This window comes from Geodermatophilus sp. CPCC 205761 (assembly GCF_051383655.1).
In the GTDB taxonomy this organism is placed as follows: domain Bacteria; phylum Actinomycetota; class Actinomycetes; order Mycobacteriales; family Geodermatophilaceae; genus Geodermatophilus.
The window spans coordinates 212,303-230,579 of sequence record NZ_JALPKQ010000001.1; the positions used below are offsets into that span (position 1 = coordinate 212,303).

At 74.8% G+C, this 18,277-nt stretch carries 18 protein-coding genes, 1 other RNA gene and 1 pseudogene; 16 read left to right on the plus strand and 4 right to left on the minus strand.

All coding sequences use genetic code 11. The features are described 5' to 3' along the window. Positions 1–105 precede the first annotated feature (105 nt). The 5 genes from smpB to MY526_RS01110 all read left to right on the plus strand — a co-directional run bounded on the left by smpB (position 106) and on the right by MY526_RS01110 (position 3,771). Positions 106–582: an SsrA-binding protein SmpB gene (smpB, locus tag MY526_RS01090; protein WP_436692343.1), complete on the plus strand. Its 477-nt coding sequence runs from the start codon at positions 106–108 to the stop codon at positions 580–582. Beyond that, positions 582–1,505, plus strand: a complete 924-nt coding sequence (locus tag MY526_RS01095; RefSeq protein ID WP_436703027.1) for an NADP-dependent oxidoreductase — start codon at positions 582–584, stop codon at positions 1,503–1,505. Before smpB ends, MY526_RS01095 begins: the two co-directional genes overlap by 1 nt. Positions 1,506–1,600: 95 nt before the next feature. Next, positions 1,601–2,461 (plus strand): alpha/beta fold hydrolase, encoded by an 861-nt coding sequence (locus MY526_RS01100; RefSeq protein ID WP_436703028.1) that lies wholly within the window; start codon positions 1,601–1,603, stop codon positions 2,459–2,461. A 48-nt stretch (positions 2,462–2,509) separates the two neighbouring features. Beyond that, entirely contained in the window at positions 2,510–3,403 is an 894-nt protein-coding gene (locus tag MY526_RS01105) for an amidohydrolase family protein (protein WP_436703029.1), read from the plus strand. Next, on the plus strand, positions 3,403–3,771 hold the full coding sequence (locus MY526_RS01110; RefSeq protein WP_436692340.1) for a VOC family protein: 369 nt from the start codon (positions 3,403–3,405) through the stop codon (positions 3,769–3,771). The genes MY526_RS01105 and MY526_RS01110 overlap by 1 nt, the downstream gene beginning before the upstream one ends. Before the next feature lie 4 nt (positions 3,772–3,775). Here MY526_RS01110 and MY526_RS01115 read toward each other — a convergent pair whose 3' ends face one another. Continuing rightward, the gene (locus MY526_RS01115; protein ID WP_436692339.1) at positions 3,776–4,096 is read right to left on the minus strand and encodes a GYD domain-containing protein; all 321 of its coding nucleotides are present in this window, start codon (positions 4,094–4,096) and stop codon (positions 3,776–3,778) included. A gap of 115 nt (positions 4,097–4,211) precedes the next feature. Between MY526_RS01115 and MY526_RS01120 the strand changes: the two genes are divergently transcribed. From MY526_RS01120 to MY526_RS01170, 11 genes and pseudogenes are all read left to right on the plus strand, one after another. Next, positions 4,212–5,195, plus strand: a complete 984-nt coding sequence (locus tag MY526_RS01120; RefSeq protein WP_436703030.1) for a GNAT family N-acetyltransferase — start codon at positions 4,212–4,214, stop codon at positions 5,193–5,195. After that, the gene (locus tag MY526_RS01125; protein WP_436703031.1) at positions 5,192–5,593 is read left to right on the plus strand and encodes a protein-tyrosine phosphatase family protein; all 402 of its coding nucleotides are present in this window, start codon (positions 5,192–5,194) and stop codon (positions 5,591–5,593) included. The genes MY526_RS01120 and MY526_RS01125 overlap by 4 nt, the downstream gene beginning before the upstream one ends. Positions 5,594–5,643: 50 nt before the next feature. Further along, positions 5,644–6,507 (plus strand): SCO6745 family protein, encoded by an 864-nt coding sequence (locus tag MY526_RS01130; protein WP_436692336.1) that lies wholly within the window; start codon positions 5,644–5,646, stop codon positions 6,505–6,507. Then, entirely contained in the window at positions 6,504–7,040 is a 537-nt protein-coding gene (locus MY526_RS01135; RefSeq protein WP_436703032.1) for a carboxymuconolactone decarboxylase family protein, read from the plus strand. The genes MY526_RS01130 and MY526_RS01135 overlap by 4 nt, the downstream gene beginning before the upstream one ends. Before the next feature lie 27 nt (positions 7,041–7,067). Next, positions 7,068–7,328 (plus strand): anion permease, encoded by a 261-nt coding sequence (locus tag MY526_RS01140; RefSeq protein WP_436703033.1) that lies wholly within the window; start codon positions 7,068–7,070, stop codon positions 7,326–7,328. 226 nt (positions 7,329–7,554) lie between these two features. Beyond that, complete coding sequence (locus tag MY526_RS01145; RefSeq protein ID WP_436703034.1) at positions 7,555–8,700, plus strand: magnesium and cobalt transport protein CorA; 1,146 nt, start codon at positions 7,555–7,557, stop codon at positions 8,698–8,700. A 161-nt stretch (positions 8,701–8,861) separates the two neighbouring features. Further along, positions 8,862–9,236: a transfer-messenger RNA gene (ssrA, locus tag MY526_RS01150) on the plus strand. A gap of 140 nt (positions 9,237–9,376) precedes the next feature. Beyond that, positions 9,377–12,145, plus strand: coding sequence for an ATP-binding protein (locus MY526_RS01155; protein ID WP_436703035.1), 2,769 nt, complete (start codon positions 9,377–9,379; stop codon positions 12,143–12,145). Positions 12,146–12,246: 101 nt separating this feature from the next. Next, on the plus strand, positions 12,247–13,821 hold the full coding sequence (locus MY526_RS01160) for an FAD-dependent oxidoreductase (protein WP_436703036.1): 1,575 nt from the start codon (positions 12,247–12,249) through the stop codon (positions 13,819–13,821). Positions 13,822–13,912: 91 nt separating this feature from the next. After that, positions 13,913–14,131, plus strand: a pseudogene (locus MY526_RS01165) (DUF6221 family protein); the annotation flags it as partial. A gap of 20 nt (positions 14,132–14,151) precedes the next feature. Beyond that, complete coding sequence (locus tag MY526_RS01170; protein WP_436703037.1) at positions 14,152–14,298, plus strand: DUF6221 family protein; 147 nt, start codon at positions 14,152–14,154, stop codon at positions 14,296–14,298. A gap of 61 nt (positions 14,299–14,359) precedes the next feature. Here MY526_RS01170 and MY526_RS01175 read toward each other — a convergent pair whose 3' ends face one another. Genes MY526_RS01175 through MY526_RS01185 form a run of 3 tightly spaced genes read right to left on the minus strand, consistent with a single transcriptional unit; the run spans position 14,360 to position 18,269 of the window. Beyond that, positions 14,360–15,823: an aldehyde dehydrogenase family protein gene (locus tag MY526_RS01175; RefSeq protein WP_436691369.1), complete on the minus strand. Its 1,464-nt coding sequence runs from the start codon at positions 15,821–15,823 to the stop codon at positions 14,360–14,362. After that, positions 15,820–17,067, minus strand: a complete 1,248-nt coding sequence (gene fahA / locus MY526_RS01180) for a fumarylacetoacetase (protein ID WP_436691370.1) — start codon at positions 17,065–17,067, stop codon at positions 15,820–15,822. Before fahA ends, MY526_RS01175 begins: the two co-directional genes overlap by 4 nt. Next, a complete protein-coding gene (locus MY526_RS01185) occupies positions 17,064–18,269 on the minus strand; it encodes a homogentisate 1,2-dioxygenase (protein ID WP_436691371.1) in 1,206 nt (401 codons plus the stop codon). The genes fahA and MY526_RS01185 overlap by 4 nt, the downstream gene beginning before the upstream one ends. Positions 18,270–18,277 lie beyond the last annotated feature (8 nt).

Sequence of the window (18,277 nt, forward strand, 5' to 3'; positions counted from 1 at the left end):
CCTCCTCCTCCCCTCCCCGAGACCTGCGATCTCGTGGCCATCAGCGCGCGATGGCCACGAGATCGCAGGTCTCGGCGCAAGTGGGGGAGCCAGTAACCTGGGGGGATGCCGCGAGAACAGGGGCGGAAGCTCATCGCCCAGAACAAGAAGGCGCGGCACGACTACTCGATCCTCGACACGTACGAGGTGGGCCTCGTGCTCACCGGCACCGAGGTGAAGAGCCTGCGTGCCGGCCGTGCCTCCCTCGTCGACGGGTTCGCCACGGTGGACGGCGGCGAGGTGTGGCTGCAGCACGTCCACATCCCCGAGTACACCCAGGGCACGTGGACCAACCACGCCCCGCGCCGCAAGCGCAAGGTGCTCATGCACCGCGCCGAGATCGACAAGCTGATCGGCAAGACCAAGGAGGGCGGCCTGACCCTCGTCCCGCTCGACCTGTACTTCAAGGACGGCAAGGTCAAGGCCACCCTCGCGCTCGCCAAGGGCAAGAAGTCCTACGACAAGCGGCAGGACCTGGCCGAGCGGGACTCCCGCCGCGAGATCCAGAAGGCGTTCGGCCGGTACGTCAAGGGCCGCCGCTGATGCGGGGTGCCGCCTACGACCGGTTCGGTGACGTCGACGTCCTGACCGTGCGGGACGACCTGCCCGAGCCGCCGGTCGGGCCGGACACCGTGCTGGTGCGGGTGCACGCGGCCGGGGTGAACCCGGTCGACCTGGCGATCCGGCGGGGCCTCCTGGCCGGCGCCTACCCGCACCACTTCCCGATCGTGCCGGGCTGGGAGCTGTCCGGGGTGGTGGAGGCCGTCGGCCCCGCGGTGGTGGACTTCGGCCCCGGTGACGAGGTCTTCGGCTACGTCCGGCGGGACGACGTCCAGTGGGGCGCCATGGCCGAGCTCGTGCCCGCCCCGCAGCGCTGCCTGGCGCACAAGCCGGCGTCGCTGTCCTTCGCCGAGGCCGGGGCGCTGCCGCTGGCCGGGCTGACCGCCTACCAGGCGCTCACCGAGGTGCTCGACGTGCACGAGGGCGAGCGGGTGCTGGTGCACCGCGCCGCGGGCGGGGTCGGCTTCAACGCCGTGCAGATCGCCGTCGCCCTCGGGGCGCACGTGGTCGGCACCGCGAGCCCGCGCAACCACGGCTTCCTGCGCGACGCCGGGGCGGCCGAGGTGCTCGACTACTCGGCCGGGCCGATCAGCGCGCAGCTGTCCGAGCCGGTGGACGCCGTCCTCGACCTCGTCGGGGGCGACACCCTGGCCGACACCCCGAAGCAGGTGCGCGACGTCGGCCGCGTCGTCAGCGTCGTCGACCCGGCGGTCAACGGGATGGGCGGCCGATACGTCTTCGTCCGGCCCGACGCCCACGACCTGGAGGAGCTGGGCCGCATGGCCGACGCCGGCCAGCTGCGGGTGCCGATCGCCCGGGCGTTCCCGCTGGAGCAGGTGGCCGAGGCGCAGGCCCTGGTCGGCGAGGGGCACGTGCGCGGCAAGGTCGTCGTCACACTGCGATGAGCCGGTCGCCCCGGCACCCGGCCGGCGGGCCAGTCATAGGCCGTTCTGCGCACTAGGCTGCCCCGACGCGACAGCTGTCCTGAGGGGGCGGTTCCATGGACGCGCTCGTGCGGACGACCCTGCCGGACGGCTCCGAGATGGCCCATGCGGAGGTCGGCGCCCCCGGCGGCTCGGCCGTCCTCTACTTCCACGGCACGCCGAGCTCCCGGCTCGAGGCGACGATCGGACTCGACGACGTTGCCGATCGGCTAGGACTGCGCATCCTCGCCCCGGACCGCCCGGGGATCGGCGAGTCCCAGCTCAGGGCGTACCAGGTCCGCGACTATCCCGGGATCGTGTCGGCGTTCCTCGACGTCCTGGCCATCGAGGAGGTCTCGGTCGTCGGCGTCTCCGGTGGGGGCCGGTACGCTTGCGCCTGCGCCGCGGCGCTGGGCCCTCGGGTGCGACGTCTCGCCCTCGTGGCCAGCACGGCATCGCCGGACCTGCCCGGCGTCCGGCGCACCTGGGGCAGGCAGGACCGGCTGCTCTACGGCCTGGCCGTCCGGGCGCCGTGGCTGTTCCGCGCGCTCATGGCCAAGCTCTCCCGCGACCTGCGACGGGATCCGACGGCCGCGCTCAAGCTCTTCCCCCCACTCTCGGCGCCGGACCAGGACGTTCTCGCCGACCCCGGGGTGTCGCAGGCTCTGCAGGGCGTCCTGCGGGAGGCGCTGCGGCACGGCACCCGAGGAGTGACCCACGACTTCGCGCTCGAGGCCCGGCCGTGGGGCGTGGATCTCCGGCAGATCCGCGTGCCCGTCGACGTGTGGTTCGGCGAGGAGGACACCATCGTCGCCCCGGCCCAGGGCAGGCTCCTGGCCGCCGCCACACCCGGCGCGAACGTGTGCTCCGTCCCGGGAGAGGGGCACCTGTCCCTGCGGGTGAGGCGCATGGTCGACGTCCTGCAGCGGCTCGCCTGACCTGCCCTCCGCGGGTGCGGACGAGCCCGAGGGTGGAGACTGCCGGCAGTGGACCTGCCGCCCCCGTCCGACGACGCCGACGTCCCGCGCTACTGGCGCGCGCTGGGGCTGCCCGGGCTGGTCGACGTGCACGTGCACTTCCTGCCGGAGCGGGTGCAGGCCAAGGTGTGGGCCTACTTCGAGGCGGCCGAGACGCACTACGGCTCGGCCTGGCCGATCCGGTACCCGCTGCCCGACGACGAGCGGCTCGCCCTCCTCGAGCGGCTCGGCGTCCGGGCCTTCCCGACGCTGCCCTACCCGCACAAGGCCGGCATGGCCGCCTGGCTCAACGACTGGTCGGCGGAGTTCGCGGCGGCGCACCCGCGGGTGCTGCGGTCGGCGACGTTCTTCCCCGAGCCCGAGGCTCCGCACTACGTGGCCGAGGCGCTGGACCGCGGCGCCCGGGTCTTCAAGGTGCACGTGCAGGTCGGCGGGTTCGACCCGCGGCACCCGCTGCTGGACCCGGTCTGGGGCCGGCTCGAGGAGACCGGCACGCCGGTGGTCATCCACTGCGGTTCGGGTCCGCTGGCCGGCGCGCACACCGGGCCGGAGCCCATGACGGGGCTGCTCGAGCGGTACCCGCGGCTGCAGCTGGTGATCGCCCACCTCGGCATGCCCGAGTACCGGGAGTTCCTCGACCTCGCCGAGCGGTACGAGCGGGTGCACCTGGACACCACGATGTTCGCCACCGACTTCACCGAGCGGCTGATGCCCTTCGACCCCGCCGACCGGCCGCGCCTGGCCGCGCTGCGGGACAAGGTGCTGCTCGGCAGCGACTTCCCGTCGATCCCGTACCCCTACGCCCACCAGCTCGCGGCGCTGCACCGGCTGGAGCTGGGGGAGGAGTGGCTGCGCGCGGTCCTCTGGGGCAACGGGGCCCGCCTGTTCGGGGTGGAGGGCTGATGCCCGGCTTCCGGCTCACCGCCACGGTGCTCGACACCCCCGACCCGCAGGGCCTGGCCCGCTTCTACCAGCGGCTGCTCGGCTGGGCGATCGTCGACGACGACCCGGAGTGGGTCACCCTCCGCCCGGCGGACGGCGGCCCGGGGCTGTCCTTCCAGCGGGAGGAGGCGCACGTGCCGCCGGTCTGGCCGGCCGGCGCCGGCGACCCGCGGATGCAGCTGCACCTCGACATCGCCGTCGACGACCTGGCCGCCGCGGTGGGGGACGCGGTCGCCGCGGGGGCCAGGCTCGCGGAGTTCCAGCCGCAGGACCACGTCCGGGTGTGCCTCGACCCGGCCGGCCACCCGTTCTGCCTCTACCTGCCCTGAGGGCTCACCGCGGCCCCGCGTTGTAGTGCGGGTGCAGCGTCGCGGCGCGGTCCAGTTCCGCCGGGCTCAGCAGGACGACGGTGCGCACCGAGGCCACCCCGCCGCCGCTGATGGTGAGCGAGAGCGCGGCGGCCGAGGCGGCATCGGGCAGCTCGACGATCGAGTAGACGTCGTCGACGCCGAGGGCGAAGTCGAAGGTCTCCAGACGCCCGTGCAGGTCGAGGACGGCGTGCTCGAACACGCTCCGGCGCGCCGTTCCGCCGCCGGCCATCACCGCACGCGCGCCCTGCTGGGAGTACGTGGCGATGACGAGGAACCGGGGCACGGGGCCCTCCTCTCGGCCGGATCCTGCGATGCTGGCGGCGCGCGGCACCCGGCCGCAACCCCCGGCACCGGAACCCGGTCGCCCGCGACCCCCCGCCGTCCCTACGCTGCGCCCCGTGCCGCTGCTGCCCGACGGGTTGACCGCCCGCCCCCTGACCCTCGACGACGCCGCGGCGGCGGCCGAACTGCTCGCCGCCGCGGAGCCGGTCGACGACACCGGGGAGCACGAGGACGCCGACGACCTCGTCGAGTGGTGGAGCGGCGAGCTGGTGGACCTGCCGCGGGACGGGCGGGCGGTCTGCGCCGAGGACGGCCGGCTGGTCGGCTGGGCGACCACGATCGCCAGCCGCGGCGCCCGCGACGCGTTCCGGGTCTGGCTGGAGGGTCGGGTGCACCCGGACCTGCGGGGGCGGGGGGTCGGCGCGTGGCTGCTGGACTGGCAGGCCGAGCGGGGCGCGGAGCACCACGCGCGGCTGGAGCCGGCCTCCCCGGCGGAGCTCGACGTCACCGTGCACCCGTCGATGAGCTCGCTCGAGCGACTCGTGCGGGCGCGGGGCTACCGGCCCGAGCGGTACTACGCGGTCATGCGCCGTCCGCTCACCGAGGTGCCCGAACCGCGGCCCGGCGAGGGCGTGCGGCTGGTCCCGTTCACCTGGGACCGCGACGACGAGGTGCGCCGGGCCCACAACGCGTCGTTCACCGAGCACCACGGCTCGGCCGAGCGCGACGAGGTCGCCTGGCGGGCCTGGTTCACCGGGCAGAAGGCGTTCCGGCCGGACCTCTCCGTCCTGGCCCTGGTCGACGGCGCGGTCGCCGGCTACGCGCTGGCCTACGTGTACGAGGCCGACACCCGGGCCACCGGCGTGCAGGAGAGCCGGCTGGGCCAGATCGGTGTCCTGCCCGGTGCCCGCGGTCGGGGGATCGCGACCGCGACGATCGCCGCGGCGCTGCGCGCGGCGGCCGCCGCAGGCTGCACGCGGGCCTCGCTCGACGTCGACACGGAGAACACCACCGGCGCGTTCGGGCTCTACGAGCGGGTCGGCTTCCGCACCGACCGCTCCTGGACCTCCTGGGCGCTGACCCTCCCGCCGGTGGCGTGACCGACGGCGGGGTGACCCTGCCCTCGGGCGTCCGCGTGCGGGGGCGGCGGTTGAGCGCTCCCGCGACGCCGGTCGACTTCGCCCTCGTGCTCGGCACCGGACCGCTGCCGGCCTGGCCCGCGCGGCGGGTGCGGTGGCCGGACTTCTGGGTGCCGCTGGACCGCGCCGACACGCTCGACGCGCTGGGCGAGGCGCTGCGACGGGCGCGCGGCGGGGAGCGGGTCGAGGTGACCTGCCGGGGCGGGGTCGGGCGCACCGGCACCGCGCTGGCCGCGCTCGCCGTGCTCGACGGGCTGCCGGCCGAGGACGCCGTCGGGTGGGTGCGCGCGGCGTACCACCCCCGCGCGGTCGAGACGCCGTGGCAGCGCCGCTGGCTCCGCACGCTGCCAACCCCCTGAGGGCCATTGTGGCCACTTCGGCCCCTCGGGGCCTCGCTACTGTGCGGCGCATGGTCAGCGCCGATCCGAGGGACGTCGCCCGCGCGCACCGCGCCGTCGAGCCACTGCACAGCCACGCCTACTTCGCACCCGAGCAGGAGGAGCACCTCACCGCCGTGGGCCTGCGACCCGGGCGGATGTGCTACTTCGCCGGCCGGGCGGCGCCGATGGGGGCGGTCGGCCCGGGCCTGGTGACGGCGACCTTCTACAACTTCTCCCCGGCGATCGTGGCCCGGCACCTCCCGCGGGCCTGGACCCTCGCGAGCCCCGGGCAGGTCGTCGAGGCCCGTCGCGAGGCCGCGCGGACCTCGCTCACCCGGCTGCTCGGCGGGGCCGAGGCGGCAACCGCGCCGGAGGTGGCCGAGCTGGCCGGACTGCTGCGCGAGGCGTGCGGCGTCCTGACCCCCGAGGGCCGGCCCATCTACGCCGGGCACGCGGAGCTGCCGTGGCCCGAGGACCCGGTGCTGTCGCTGTGGCACGGCGCCACGCTGCTGCGCGAGCACCGCGGCGACGGGCACGTCGCCTGCCTGCTCCGGCACGGGCTCTCCGGCCTCGAGGCGCTGGTCAGCCACACGGTGACCGGGCGCGGGTTCACCGAGCCGGCGGCCAAGGCGACCCGCGGCTGGAGCGACGAGGAGTGGGCCGCGGCCCGCGCCGGGCTCGCCGACCGCGGGCTGCTCGGCGAGGACGGGCTCACCGACGCCGGCCGGGAGCTGCGGGCGGCGGTCGAGACCGGGACCGACGAGCTGGCGGCCGCGCCGTGGCAGCACCTCGGCGCCGAGCGGACCGCGCGGGTCATCGAGCTGGGCCGCCAGCTCTCCGGCCGGCTGGTGGCCGACGGCGCCTTCCCGCCCGGCCTCTTCGCCGCCGCGTGACCGGCACGCCGCGGCTGCCCGAGGCCGCCGACGAGGGGCCGACCGCCGATCTGCTGCGGATCCGCCGCGGCGGCCGGCTGTCGCCCCTGGACCGGCTGCTGCTGCACAGCCCACCGGTGGCCGAGGGGTGGAACGCGATGCTCGGCGCGCTGCGCACCGGCACCACGCTGCCCGGGGACGTGCGCGAGCTGGTCGTCCTGCGGGTCGCCGTCCTCAACGACGCCTTCGAGTGGGCCGCCCACGAACCGATCGGCCGCCGCGAGGGGCTCGCCGAGCTGCAGCTGCACGTGCTGCGCCGGCCCGATCCCCGCAGCGAGCGGGTGTGGACGCCGCTGCAGGCCGCCGTCCTCGCCTTCACCGACGCCGCCACCCGGGACGTCGCCGTCCCGGACGCGGTGTTCGACGCCGTCCGGGCGCACCTCGACGACCGGCAGGTGGTCGAGCTGACGGCGCTGGTCGCCGGCTACGCGATGGTGTCCCGGTTCCTCGTCGCGCTGCAGGTCCCGCCGCCGGACGGAGAGGTCGCCGGATAGCGCTCGCGTTCCACGTGGTCGGCCGCGGTGGTGGTGCCGATCATCATCCCGGTGGCGATGGCCGCGGAGATCAACCCGTTCGTGCCCGCGCTGGCGGCGACGTTCGCCGCCTCGTTCGGGTTCATGCTGCCGGTGTCGACGCCGCAGAACGCGATCGTCTACGGCTCGGGCGTCGTGCCGATCACGAAGATGATCCGGTCCGGGATCTCCTTCGACGTCCTGGGCGGGCTGCTGATCGTGGTGCTGCTGCCGGTGATGATCGACCTCGTCCTCGGCTCCGTCGGGTGACGGCCGGGTGATGTTCGCCGTGCGGACGGCGGGCGTTCGGGAGGACGTGTCACGATGGACGACGGCCTGCTGATGACCGGGCCCGGACGTCGACGGGAGGGAGCCGAGCGCATGCGCAGCGAACCGCCCAGTACCGGCACCGGGGTCCGCACCGCCACCTGACGCGCTCGCGCGGGGCGTGGACCTCCGACGTGTCCCCCGCCCCAGCGTCCCCCGGGAGTCCGCCGTGGTCGACCGCCGCCGTGCGTCCCTCACCGCCCTGTCCACCCTCGCCCGCCGTCCGCGGCCCGAGCTCACGCTCGCGCCCGTGCCGCCGCCGGCGCCCGCCCCCGCCGCCGACCGGGAGCGGCACGCGCTCATCGTCGACAACGCCGTCTACTCCTCCGGTCGCCGGGTGGCCACGCCCCGGACGGTGGCCGAGAGCCACGAGTGGCTGGCCGAGGACGCCGAGCGCCTGGTGTGGCTGGGCCTCTACCGCCCCGAGCCGGGGGAGCTCGGCGAGCTGGCCGAGCAGTACGACCTGCCCGAGCTGGCCGTCGAGGACGCGATCAAGGCCCACCAGCGGCCGAAGTTCGAGCGGTACGGCGGCACGCTGTTCGTCGTCCTCAAGGCCGCCCGGTACCTCGACGCGACCGAGGAGGTGGAGTTCGGCGAGCTGCACCTCTTCCTCGGCCCCAACTTCGCGATCACCGTGCGGCACAGCGAGTCGCCGGACCTCTCGCGGGTGCGCCGGCGGCTGGAGAGCGAGCCGGCGCTGCTGGAGAAGGGCAGCGAGGCGGTGCTCTACGCGATCCTCGACGCGGTCGTCGACGGGTACTCGCCGGTGGTCGCGGGGCTGGCCAACGACATCGACGAGATCGAGACCGAGGTCTTCCGCGGGGACCCGGGCGTCTCCCGGCGCATCTACGAGCTCTCCCAGGAGGTGCTGGAGTTCCAGCGGGCCGCCCAGCCGCTGACCGGCATCCTCGCCGCGATCACCGCCGGGTTCGACAAGTACGGCGTCGACGAGGACCTGCGCGGCTACCTCCGGGACGTCGCCGACCACGTGACCATCGTGACCGAGCGGGTGGAGGGCTTCCGGCTGCAGTTGCGGGACATCCTCACCGTCAACGCGACGCTGGTGGCGCAGCGGCAGAACGAGGAGATCCGGGAGCTCACCGAGGCCTCGATCGCCCAGGGCGAGGAGGTCAAGAAGATCTCCGCCTGGGCGGCCATCCTCTTCGCGCCGACGCTGGTGGGCACCGTCTACGGGATGAACTTCGACTCGATCCCGGAGCTGCACTGGCACCTGGGGTACCCGTTCGCGCTGGTGCTCATGGTCGGGGTGAGCGTGACGCTGTACGCCGTCTTCAAGCGCCGCGGCTGGATCTGACCCGGCCTCCTGGAGTTGATCATGGGCTTGTTGCTGTGCGGCACCCCGCAGGGAGCGTGTCGCCCGGCAAGAACCCCATGATCAACGGGGTGGGGGACGACGGCGCGCGGCGGGGAACAACGGGCTTGCCGGTGCCGTTAGGCTGTCTGCACAACTACACAGGGGGTGAATGGTCTCGACTTCGGTCGTGTGGCCAGGGGAAGCGAGCCGAGGAAGGCAACGATGATCTCGTTAACCATCCGTTGCACACCAACAAGTGCCGCTCCTAAGCAGCACGAGCTCGCCCTCGCTGCCTGACAGCAGCTAGGCGACTCTGTCAGCCCGGGTTCGTCATCGGCCCGGATCCTGGCATCAGCTAGATGACTCACTGCGCGCACCGGTCGCGGGTACGCGTGGGACACCCAACAGCGACTGGGCCCGTCACACCGACTTGTCTGCATGATCGGTGGGGCCGAGCAGAGGCGAGGCAGACTGCGCTCGGAGAAGCCCTGGACGTGCGTCGGAGGACGCGGGTTCGATTCCCGCCACCTCCACCCCTGGAGTTCGATCACGGAGGGCCCGGTCACACGACCGGGCCCTCCGTGCGTCTGCGCCCGCCGGCGACCGGAGCCGGTCGGAGAGAACCGGCGGGCCAGGAGACGGTGACAGGCGGCCGGGGGGGCGGTAGGACGTCGAGGTGGACACGGCGCCCCTGATCGGGCGGGACGACGCCATGGCCGCCGTCCGGGCCGCCGTCACTCGCGCCCGGGAGGGGAGCGGCGGAGTCCTGCTGGTCGTCGGCGAGGCCGGGGTGGGGAAGTCCCGGCTGCTCACCGAGGCAGTCCGGCTGGCTCGCCGCGACCGGGTGCACGTCCTGTTCGGCCGGGCCACGGAGTCCGGCGGCGCCTACCGGCCGCTGATCGAGGCGCTGCTCCGCGGCGGCGCGGACGACCTCGATCCGGGAACCGTGCCGGCGCCGTACGGCGCCGCGCTGGGTCGGCTGCTGCCCGGCTGGGCGACCGGCGGAGGACACGGGCCGGAACCCAGCGTGGACCCGGTGCTCGTCCTGGGCGAGGCCGTGACCCGGATCCTGGACGTGCTCGTCGGTGGGCCCTGCCTGCTCGTCCTGGAGGACCTCCACTGGGCCGACGCCGACACGTTCGTGCTGCTGGAGTACCTCGCCGACCGCCTGCACGACCGGCCCGTGCTCGTGGCGGCGTCGGCGCGCGACGACGAGCCGGCGGCTGCGGCGGTGGACCGGTTGGCCGCTGGTCCTCGTGTCCACACGGTGACCTTGTCTCGGCTGAGTTCGGGCGAGCTCGCCGCCCTCGCCGGTACGCGGGCGGCCGGCCGGTTGCGAACGGACGAACTCGCCGCTCTCGTCGTGCGGGCCGACGGGCTGCCGCTGCTGGCCGAGGAGCTCGTGGACGAGGCGGTACGGACCGCCACCGCCTCGACGTCGACCCCCGTTCCCCGGACGATGACCGCGCTGGTGCGCCGTCGGCTCTCCCTGCTCCAGCCCGATGCCCTCCGGTGCCTGAGCGCGGCCGCCGTGGCCGGAACCGATCCGGACTGGGAGCTGCTACCGGCCGTGGTCGGGCAGGCGGAGGACGTCGTGCTCGCCGCGGCCCGGGCCGCTGCGGACGCTCACCTGCTGCGCGAGGACGCCGGCCGGCTGCGGTGGCGGCACGCGCTGATGCGCGAGGCCGTCCTCGGGGGCCTGCTCCCGCCCGAACGAGCCGCCCTGGCACGGAGAGTCGCCGAGGCTCTGCTGGCGCGCGGCCGGCCCGACGACGTCATCCGCGCCGCCGAGCTCCTCGCCGCGGGCGGCGAGCGGGGGCGAGCCGCGACCCTCTTCCTGGAGCTGGCACGGCAGGACCGGAGGAGGGGGGCGCTCCGTCGCGCCGAGGAGCTGCTCGACCAGGCCGCGAGCACCGGCGCCGCCCCGGGGGCGGTCGCGGTCGAACGGGTGACCCTGCTGACGGCGACCGGTCGCATCGGTGACGCGCTGGGGGCGGGAGTGGCGGCCCTGCCCGCGACGGCGGGCGAGCTGCACGCGGAGCTGTGCCTGCGGCTGGCCCGCACGGCGGTGGCGGCCCGGCGGTGGAGGGACGCCGAGGCCTACGTCGAGCGGGCCGGGCGCCCCGCCGACCCGCGCTCGCTGCTGCTGGCGGCCGACGCCGCGTTCGGCGCCGGCGACGTCGAGCGCGCGGGCCCGCTGGCCGCGGCCGCGGTGACCGGTGCCGAGCGCTCGGGTTCGCCGTCCGTGCTGTGCGAGGCCCTGGACATCGCCGGTCGCGTGGAGCGGCTGCGCAGCCCACCGGCCGCGCGGGCCGCCTTCGCCCGCGCCGCGCAGGTGGCCACCGAGCACGGGCTCGTCCCGGAGCAGGTCACCGCCCTGATCGGTCTGGGCACGGTGGAGCTGCTGGAGCACGAGGCCTCCGAGACGCTGCCCCGGGCACGGGACCTGGCCGCGGCGGCGGGACTGCTCGGGTCGGCCAGCGCCGCCGACGTGGTCCTGTTCGACTCGATCGTGGTGAAGGACGGCCCCCGGGCCGTCGAGGCGCGGGCGCGGGCGCTCCTCGAGCGGGGGACCCGGCTGCACATGCCGGAAGTGCAGGCCGGCAGCGCGTACGGGGTCGCGCTCGCCCGGGCCTGGGTGGGGGACCCGACCGGCATGGAGGCGGCGCTGGCCGCGCTGTCCGGAACCGCGGTCTGGCCGGACGCGGGACCGCTCGAGGCGTACGTCCGTGCCGTTCCCCTGCTCCTGGCCCACGACCTCCCCGGTGCCAGCTCCACGCTGGACGCGGGCGTGACCCGTCTCGTGGCACACCGCGTGGCCGCGCCGCTGCACCAGTTCGGGCTGTGGGCGCTGCTCCGCACCGTGGTCGACGACCGGGGAGCAGCGGCACGGGAGGTCCTGTGCGGGCTCCCCGCCGCCCTGCGTCCGGCCAACCGTGGGGCCCTGCTCTACGCCGACGCCGTCGACGCCGGACGCGCGGGCCGGTGCGACGAGGCCGTGGCGCTGTTCGGCCGTGCAGAGCCCCACCTCGCCCGGGTGCCCTGGCTGCACCGGCTGTTCCGACTGCTGGTCCTGGAGGCCGCGGTCACCGACGGCTGGGGCGATCGGGTGCCGCTGCTCCGCGCCGACCTGGCCGAACACGAGCGGGCCGGCGACCACCAGCTGGCCCGCACCTGCCGCGACCTGCTCAAGCGGGCCGGCGCGCCCACGCGGCGCGGCCGTGGGACGTCGTCCGTGCCCGGCGCCCTCCGCGCCGCCGGCGTAACCAGCCGCGAGATGGACGTCCTCGGCCTGGTGGCAGCGGGGTTGACCAACGCGGAGATCGCCGGGCGGCTGTACCTCTCGCCGCGCACGGTCGAGACCCACGTGGCCAGCCTGCTGGCCAAGCTGGGCGCCGCCGACCGCGGCCAGCTCCGCAGCCGGGTCGCGGCGCCGACTCCGTAGCCGGGTGCGGCGCTTAACTCCGTAGCCGGTACGGATCCGACGGCGGGTCCCGGCGGCGACCGTGGGAGGACCACATCCCCACGGACAGGGAGAGCAGTGTCGTGGTGTCACACCTCGAGCAGTACGACGTCGTCGTCGTCGGCGCCGGCCCCGCCGGCCTCACCACCGCTGCCGGCCTGGCCCGTGCCGGCATCCGGGTCCTCGTCGTGGAGAAGCACCCCGGTACGTCGATCTTCCCGAAGGCGGCCGGCGTCCGGCCGCGGACCATGGAGATCCTCCGGTCCTGGGGCCTGGACCAGCGCGTGTACTCGGCCGGGCAGGACGTCCGGCTGGAGCTGGGGATCGCCCCCGTCCTGGCCGCTCCCGTGGTCGCCGTGGAGTCGCTGGGCGCACCCGCCGCCCAGTACGTCTCCACGATGAGCCCGGCGCCGTTCGCGTTCGTCCCGCAGGACCACCTCGAACCGGTGCTGCTCGAGCACGTGCAGGACCGCGGCGGGCACGTGCGGTTCGGAACGGAACTGGTCGGCTTCGAGGTCGACGGCGACGGCGTGCGGGCGACGCTCCGCTCGCGGTCGGGGTCGGCCGCCGAGTACGACGTCCGCGCCCGGTACCTCGTCGGCGCGGACGGCCCCCGGAGCACGGTCCGCCGTGCCCTCGGCATCGAGATGGAGAGCCTCGGTTCGGAGGGCCGGCAGCTGACGGCGCTGTTCGGCGCCGATCTCGGGAGGGTGGTCTCCGATCCGCCGTTCGCCCTGTACTGGGTGACCAGGCCGGGGGCGGAGGCGCTCTTCGTCGCGTCGGGACGGGACCGGTGGGGGTACGGCTGGGAGCCGGGCGACGGCGACCCGACGACACCCACGCCCGAGCAACTGGTCGAACGCATCCGCGCCTCGGCCGGTCTCCCGGAGCTCGACGTCGAGCTGCAGGGCACGTTCGAGTGGGTCTTCGGCGCCGAGATCGCCGCACGGTTCCGCAGGGGGCCGGTCTTCCTCGTGGGCGACGCGGCCACCCGGACCTCGCCGCGGCGGGCCACCGGCATGAACACGGGTGTGGCGGCGGCGCACAACCTGGCGTGGAAGCTCGCGTGGGTGCTGCGCGGATGGGCCGACGAGGCACTGCTCGACACGTACGAGGAGGAGCGACGCCCGGTGGGCTTGGCCAACGGCCTGCGGTCACTGCAGCAGCGGGAGGGAGCGCACGAGGCGTCGGGCCTCGAGGACTTCGGCGTCACCTATGTCTCGGCCGTCATCGCGCCGACCGAGCACGTCGAACCACCGGCGACGGTCGGCGAACGCGCCACCCCCGGTCGCCGTGCACCGCACGCCTGGCTGGACGTGACCGGTCGCCGGGTGTCCACCCTCGACCTGTTCGACGGGCGGCTGACGCTGCTCACCGGCTCGGCGGGCGGCGACTGGTGCGCTGCCGCCGAACGGCTGGCGTCGGGAGGCCTGCCGCTCGCGGCGTTCAGGTTCGGACCGGACCTGCCCGACCCGGACGGCTCCCTCGCCCTCCGGTACGGCGTCGGAGCGCGGGGTGCGGTCCTCGTCCGTCCTGACGGGTTCGTGGCGTGGCAGGCCCCCGTCCCGTCGGGCAGTCGGGCGAGGTCGCTCGGCGCCGCGGTCTCGCTGGCCACGGGTCGGGCGGAGGCAACCGACGTCGCCGGCCTGTCGGCCTGAGTTCCGCCGGCTCACGCAGCTCCATCACGGAGGGCCCGGTCACCCGACCGGGCCCTCCGTGCGTCTGCGCCCGTGGCGGCAGGATGAGCACGTGAGCGCCCTCGCCGACTTCCTGCTGGCCCGCATCGCCGAGGACGAAGCGATCGCAGTCCAGCTCGCCGAGCTCTGGGCCAAGGTCACCGACGCCGACCGCGCCACGCTCGACCCCGGGGTGCGCGAGGGCATCGACTCGGTCTTCGCCGTCGCCGACGGGGCACCGGCCGACGGTGTACCGGACCGCCTCCTGGCCGAGTGCGACGCCAAGCGGCGCATCGTGGCCGGGTACCGAGGGTGGGAGGAGCGGCTGTCGGCCACCCCGGGAGCGACCCGCTCCGTCGCGAGCTGCACGCAGCCTGGGCCGCGACCGGCGACGTCCTGCGCCTGCTGGCTCTGCCGTACGCCGCGCACTCGCGGTACCGCGAGGAGTGGCGGCCCTGAGGCACCGGGCGCACCGGCGCGTGACGACGTCGACCGTCGCGCCGCTCCACGCCGTCGTCGGTCAGCCGTTGATCACCTGCGGCACGGCCACCGACTTGAGGCCCTCCGCGCCGAACTCCAGCCCGTAGCCGGACTTCTTGACCCCGCCGAAGGGGATCATCGGGTGCACGCCGCCGTGGGAGTTGATCCACACGGTGCCGGCCTCGAGCCGGGCGGCCACGGCGCGGGCCGCCTCGCGGTCACTGCTCCACACCGAGGCCCCGAGGCCGACGTCCAGCGCGTTGGCCATGGCGACGGCGTGGTCGAGGTCCTCGTAGCGGACGATCGGCAGCGCGGGGCCGAACTGCTCCTCGGCCACCAGCGGGTTGTCGTCGTCCACGTCGCTCACGATCGTGGCCGGGTAGAAGTGGCCGGGGGCGTCGGGGTCGGGGTCGCCGCCGAGGAGGACCTTGGCGCCGGCCTCGCGCGCGGCGTCGACCAGCCGGGCGACGATCTCGTACTGCGCGCGGTTCTGCAGCGGGCCGAGCACGTTCTGCTCCTCCAGCCCGCGGCCCATCGGCATCTCCCGCGCGGTCTCGACGAGGGCCTCGCAGACCTCGTCGTAGACGTCGGCGTGCACGTACAGCCGCTTGAGCGCGGCACACGTCTGGCCGGTGTTGATGAAGGCGCCCCAGAACAGGTCCTGCGCGATCGCCCGCGGGTCGACGTCGGGCAGCACGATGCCGGCGTCGTTGCCACCGAGCTCGAGGGTCAGCCGCTTCACGGTGTCGGCCGAGCTCCTGATGATCGCCTGGCCGGTGGCGGTGGAGCCGGTGAACACCAGCTTGTCGACGCCGGGGTGCGCCGACAGCCGCGCGCCCACGTCGCCGCCGCCGGCGACGGCCGTGAGCACGTCGTCGGGCAGCACGCCGTTCAGCACGTCCACCAGCGCCAGCACGCTCAGCGGGGTGTACTCCGACGGTTTGACCACGACGGTGTTGCCCATCCGCAGGGCGGGGGCGACCTGCCAGATGGTGATCATCATCGGCCAGTTCCACGGTCCGATGGCGCCCACGACGCCGACCGGCCGGTAGCGCAGCTCGGCGTGGGTGTCGGCGTCGTCGAGCACGGTCTCGACCGGCAGCTCGGTGGCCGCGGTGGCGCGCAGCCAGGCGGCGCAGGCGCCGACCTCGAAGCGGGCGTTGGGGCCGTTGAGGGGCTTGCCCTGCTCACGGGACAGCAGCTCGGCGAGGGGTTCGGCCGCCGCCTCGACCGCGTCCGCCGCGCGCAGCAGCAGGTCGATCCGGTCGGCGTCGGTGCGGGCGGCCCACGCCGGCTGGGCGGCGCGGGCGCGGGCGACGGCGCCGTCGAGGTCCTCGACCGAGTGGCCGGGCGCGCGGCCGACGACCTCGCCGGTCGCCGGGTCGAGGATCTCGCGGCCGTCGGGGTCGGTGACGCCGGCCAGCAGGGTCTCGTAGGTGGTCATCGTGCCCTTCGGTGTGGTGGGGGAGGCGTGCTGCGCTTCGGGAACGGCGGGCAGGCTCACCGCGCCGCCTGCACGCGTCCGGTGACCTCGCCGAACGACAGCCGGGTGCCGTCCGGCCCGGGGGCGGTGGCGCTGATGACCACCTCGTCGCCGTCGGCGAGGAACGTGCGGGTGGAGCCGTCGGCGAGGGTCAGCGGTTCCTTGCCGCCCCAGGACAGCTCGATGAACGACCCGCGCTGGTCGCGCTCGGGGCCGGAGACGGTGCCCGAGGCGTAGAGGTCGCCGGTGCGCAGGGAGGCGCCGTTGACCGTCATGTGCGCGAGCTGCTGGGCCGGCGTCCAGTACAGCTGCCCGAACGGCGGGCAGCTGATCAGCTCGCCGTTGAGCCGGACCTCGAGGGTGAGGTCCAGGCCCCAGGGGGAGTCGGTGTCGTCGAGGTAGGGCAGCAGCGGCACGTCGCGGGCCGGTGCCGCGACCCGGGCGGCTTCCAGCGCGGCCAGCGGCACCACCCAGGGCGAGACCGAGGTGAGGAAGGACTTGCCGAGGAACGGCCCCAGCGGCACGTACTCCCAGGCCTGGATGTCGCGGGCGGACCAGTCGTTCACCAGGCAGACGCCGAAGACGTGCTGCGGGAAGTCGGCCACGGGCACCGGCCGGCCGAGCTCCGACGGCGTGCCGACGACGAAGCCGACCTCGGCCTCGATGTCCAGCCGCTGGGAGGGGCCGAACGTCGGGGCGTCGTCGGCCGCGCCCTTGCGCTGCCCGCTGGGCCGGACGACGGGGGTGCCCGAGACCTGCACGGTGCCGGAGCGGCCGTGGTAGCCGATCGGCAGGTGCTTCCAGTTCGGCGTCAGCGCCGCGGAGTCGGGCCGGAACATCGTCCCGAGGTTCTCCGCGTGGTGCTGCGAGCTGTAGAAGTCGACGTAGTCGGCCACCTCCACCGGCAGGTGCATCGTCGTCTCGGTCCGCGGCACCAGGTGCGGCTGCACCGTCGCCCGGTGCGCCTCGCCGGTGAACCACTCCGTCAGCTGCGCCCGGAGGTCCGCCCACGCCTGCGGGCCGCGGGCCATGAAGGCGTTGAGCGAGCCGGTGGCGTGCACGCCGTCCCCGGTGGCGGCGGCGAGGTCGAGGACCGAGTCCCCGATCGCGACGCCGGTCCGCGGCGCGCTGCCGGGTGTGGAGAAGACGCCGTAGGGCAGGTTGCCGAGCCCGAAGCCGGTGCCGGGAGGGAGGTCCAGCCACGGCCTCGGGGTCCCCGCGGAGACGTGGAGCGCCGGCGGAGCGTCTTCGTGGGGGTTGCTCATGCCGAAGGCCCCCGCCCCGACCACGTCCAGGCGTAGCTGCCGTCGTCTGCGGCGGTGCCGGCCTCGCCGAGGTCCAGCGGGCGGAAGGTGTCGACCATGACCGCGGTCTCGTCGAAGAACTCCACCCCGAGGGACTTCTCCACCGCACCCGGCTGCGGGCCGTGGGCGTGCCCGCCGGGGTGCAGGCTGATGGAGCCCTTGCCGATGCCCGAGCCCTTGCGCGCCTCGTAGTCGCCGTCGACGTAGAACATGACCTCGTCGGAGTCGACGTTGGAGTGGTAGTAGGGCACCGGCACCGCGAGCGGGTGGTAGTCGACCTTGCGCGGCACGAAGTTGCAGACCACGAAGTTGGCGCCCTCGAAGACCTGGTGCACCGGCGGCGGCTGGTGCACCCGGCCGGTGATCGGCTCGTAGTCGGCGATGTTGAACGCGTAGGGATAGAGGCAGCCGTCCCAGCCGACCACGTCGAACGGGTGCTCCGGGATGACGTGGACGGTGCCGGCGAGCCCGCCGGGGCCGGGCCCGCGGTGCTTGACGTACACCTCGACGTCGCTGCCCTCGGCGGTCAGCGGCTGCACCGGTGCCCGCAGGTCGCGCTCGCAGAACGGGGCGTGCTCGAGGAACTGACCGTAGCGGGACAGGTAGCGCTTGGGCGGGGCGATGTGGGAGTTGGCCTCGATCGCGTAGGTGCGCAGCGGCTCGGCGCCGGTGGGGATCCAGCGGTGGGTGGTGGCCCGCGGCAGGATCACGTAGTCGCCCTGGCCCACGTCCAGGGCGCCGAACACCGTCTCCACGGTCGCGGCGCCGCGCTCGACGTACACGCACTCGTCGCCGGTGGCGTTGCGGTAGTACGGCGAGGTGGCCGAGGACACCGCGTAGGAGATGCGGACGTCGGCGTTGCCCAGCACCAGCCGCCGGCCGGTGACCGGGTCGGTGGCCTTGTGCTCCTGGTCGGGGAACAGGTCGTGCAGCTTCAGGTGCCGGGGCACCAGCGGGCTGTTGGCGGTCAGGGTCTGGTCGGGCAGCTCCCACGGCCGGGCGTCGACGATCGCCGAGGGGATCCCGCGGTGGTAGAGCAGGGAGGAGTCCGAGGAGAAGCCCTCCTCGCCGATCAGCTCCTCGGAGTACAGGCCGCCGTCGGGACGGCGGTGCTGGGTGTGCCGCTTCGGCGGGACGCTGCCCACCTGTCGGTAGAACGCCATGGGGTGCC

Coding starts and splice junctions, on each gene's coding strand:
- MY526_RS01100 (WP_436703028.1), top strand. CDS start 1,601: ATGGACGCGCTCGTGCGGACGACCCTGCCGGACGGCTCCGAGATGGCC.
- MY526_RS01130 (WP_436692336.1), top strand. CDS start 5,644: ATGGTCAGCGCCGATCCGAGGGACGTCGCCCGCGCGCACCGCGCCGTC.
- smpB (WP_436692343.1), top strand. CDS start 106: ATGCCGCGAGAACAGGGGCGGAAGCTCATCGCCCAGAACAAGAAGGCG.
- fahA (WP_436691370.1), bottom strand. CDS start 17,067: ATGAGCAACCCCCACGAAGACGCTCCGCCGGCGCTCCACGTCTCCGCG.
- MY526_RS01095 (WP_436703027.1), top strand. CDS start 582: ATGCGGGGTGCCGCCTACGACCGGTTCGGTGACGTCGACGTCCTGACC.
- MY526_RS01185 (WP_436691371.1), bottom strand. CDS start 18,269: ATGGCGTTCTACCGACAGGTGGGCAGCGTCCCGCCGAAGCGGCACACC.
- MY526_RS01110 (WP_436692340.1), top strand. CDS start 3,403: ATGCCCGGCTTCCGGCTCACCGCCACGGTGCTCGACACCCCCGACCCG.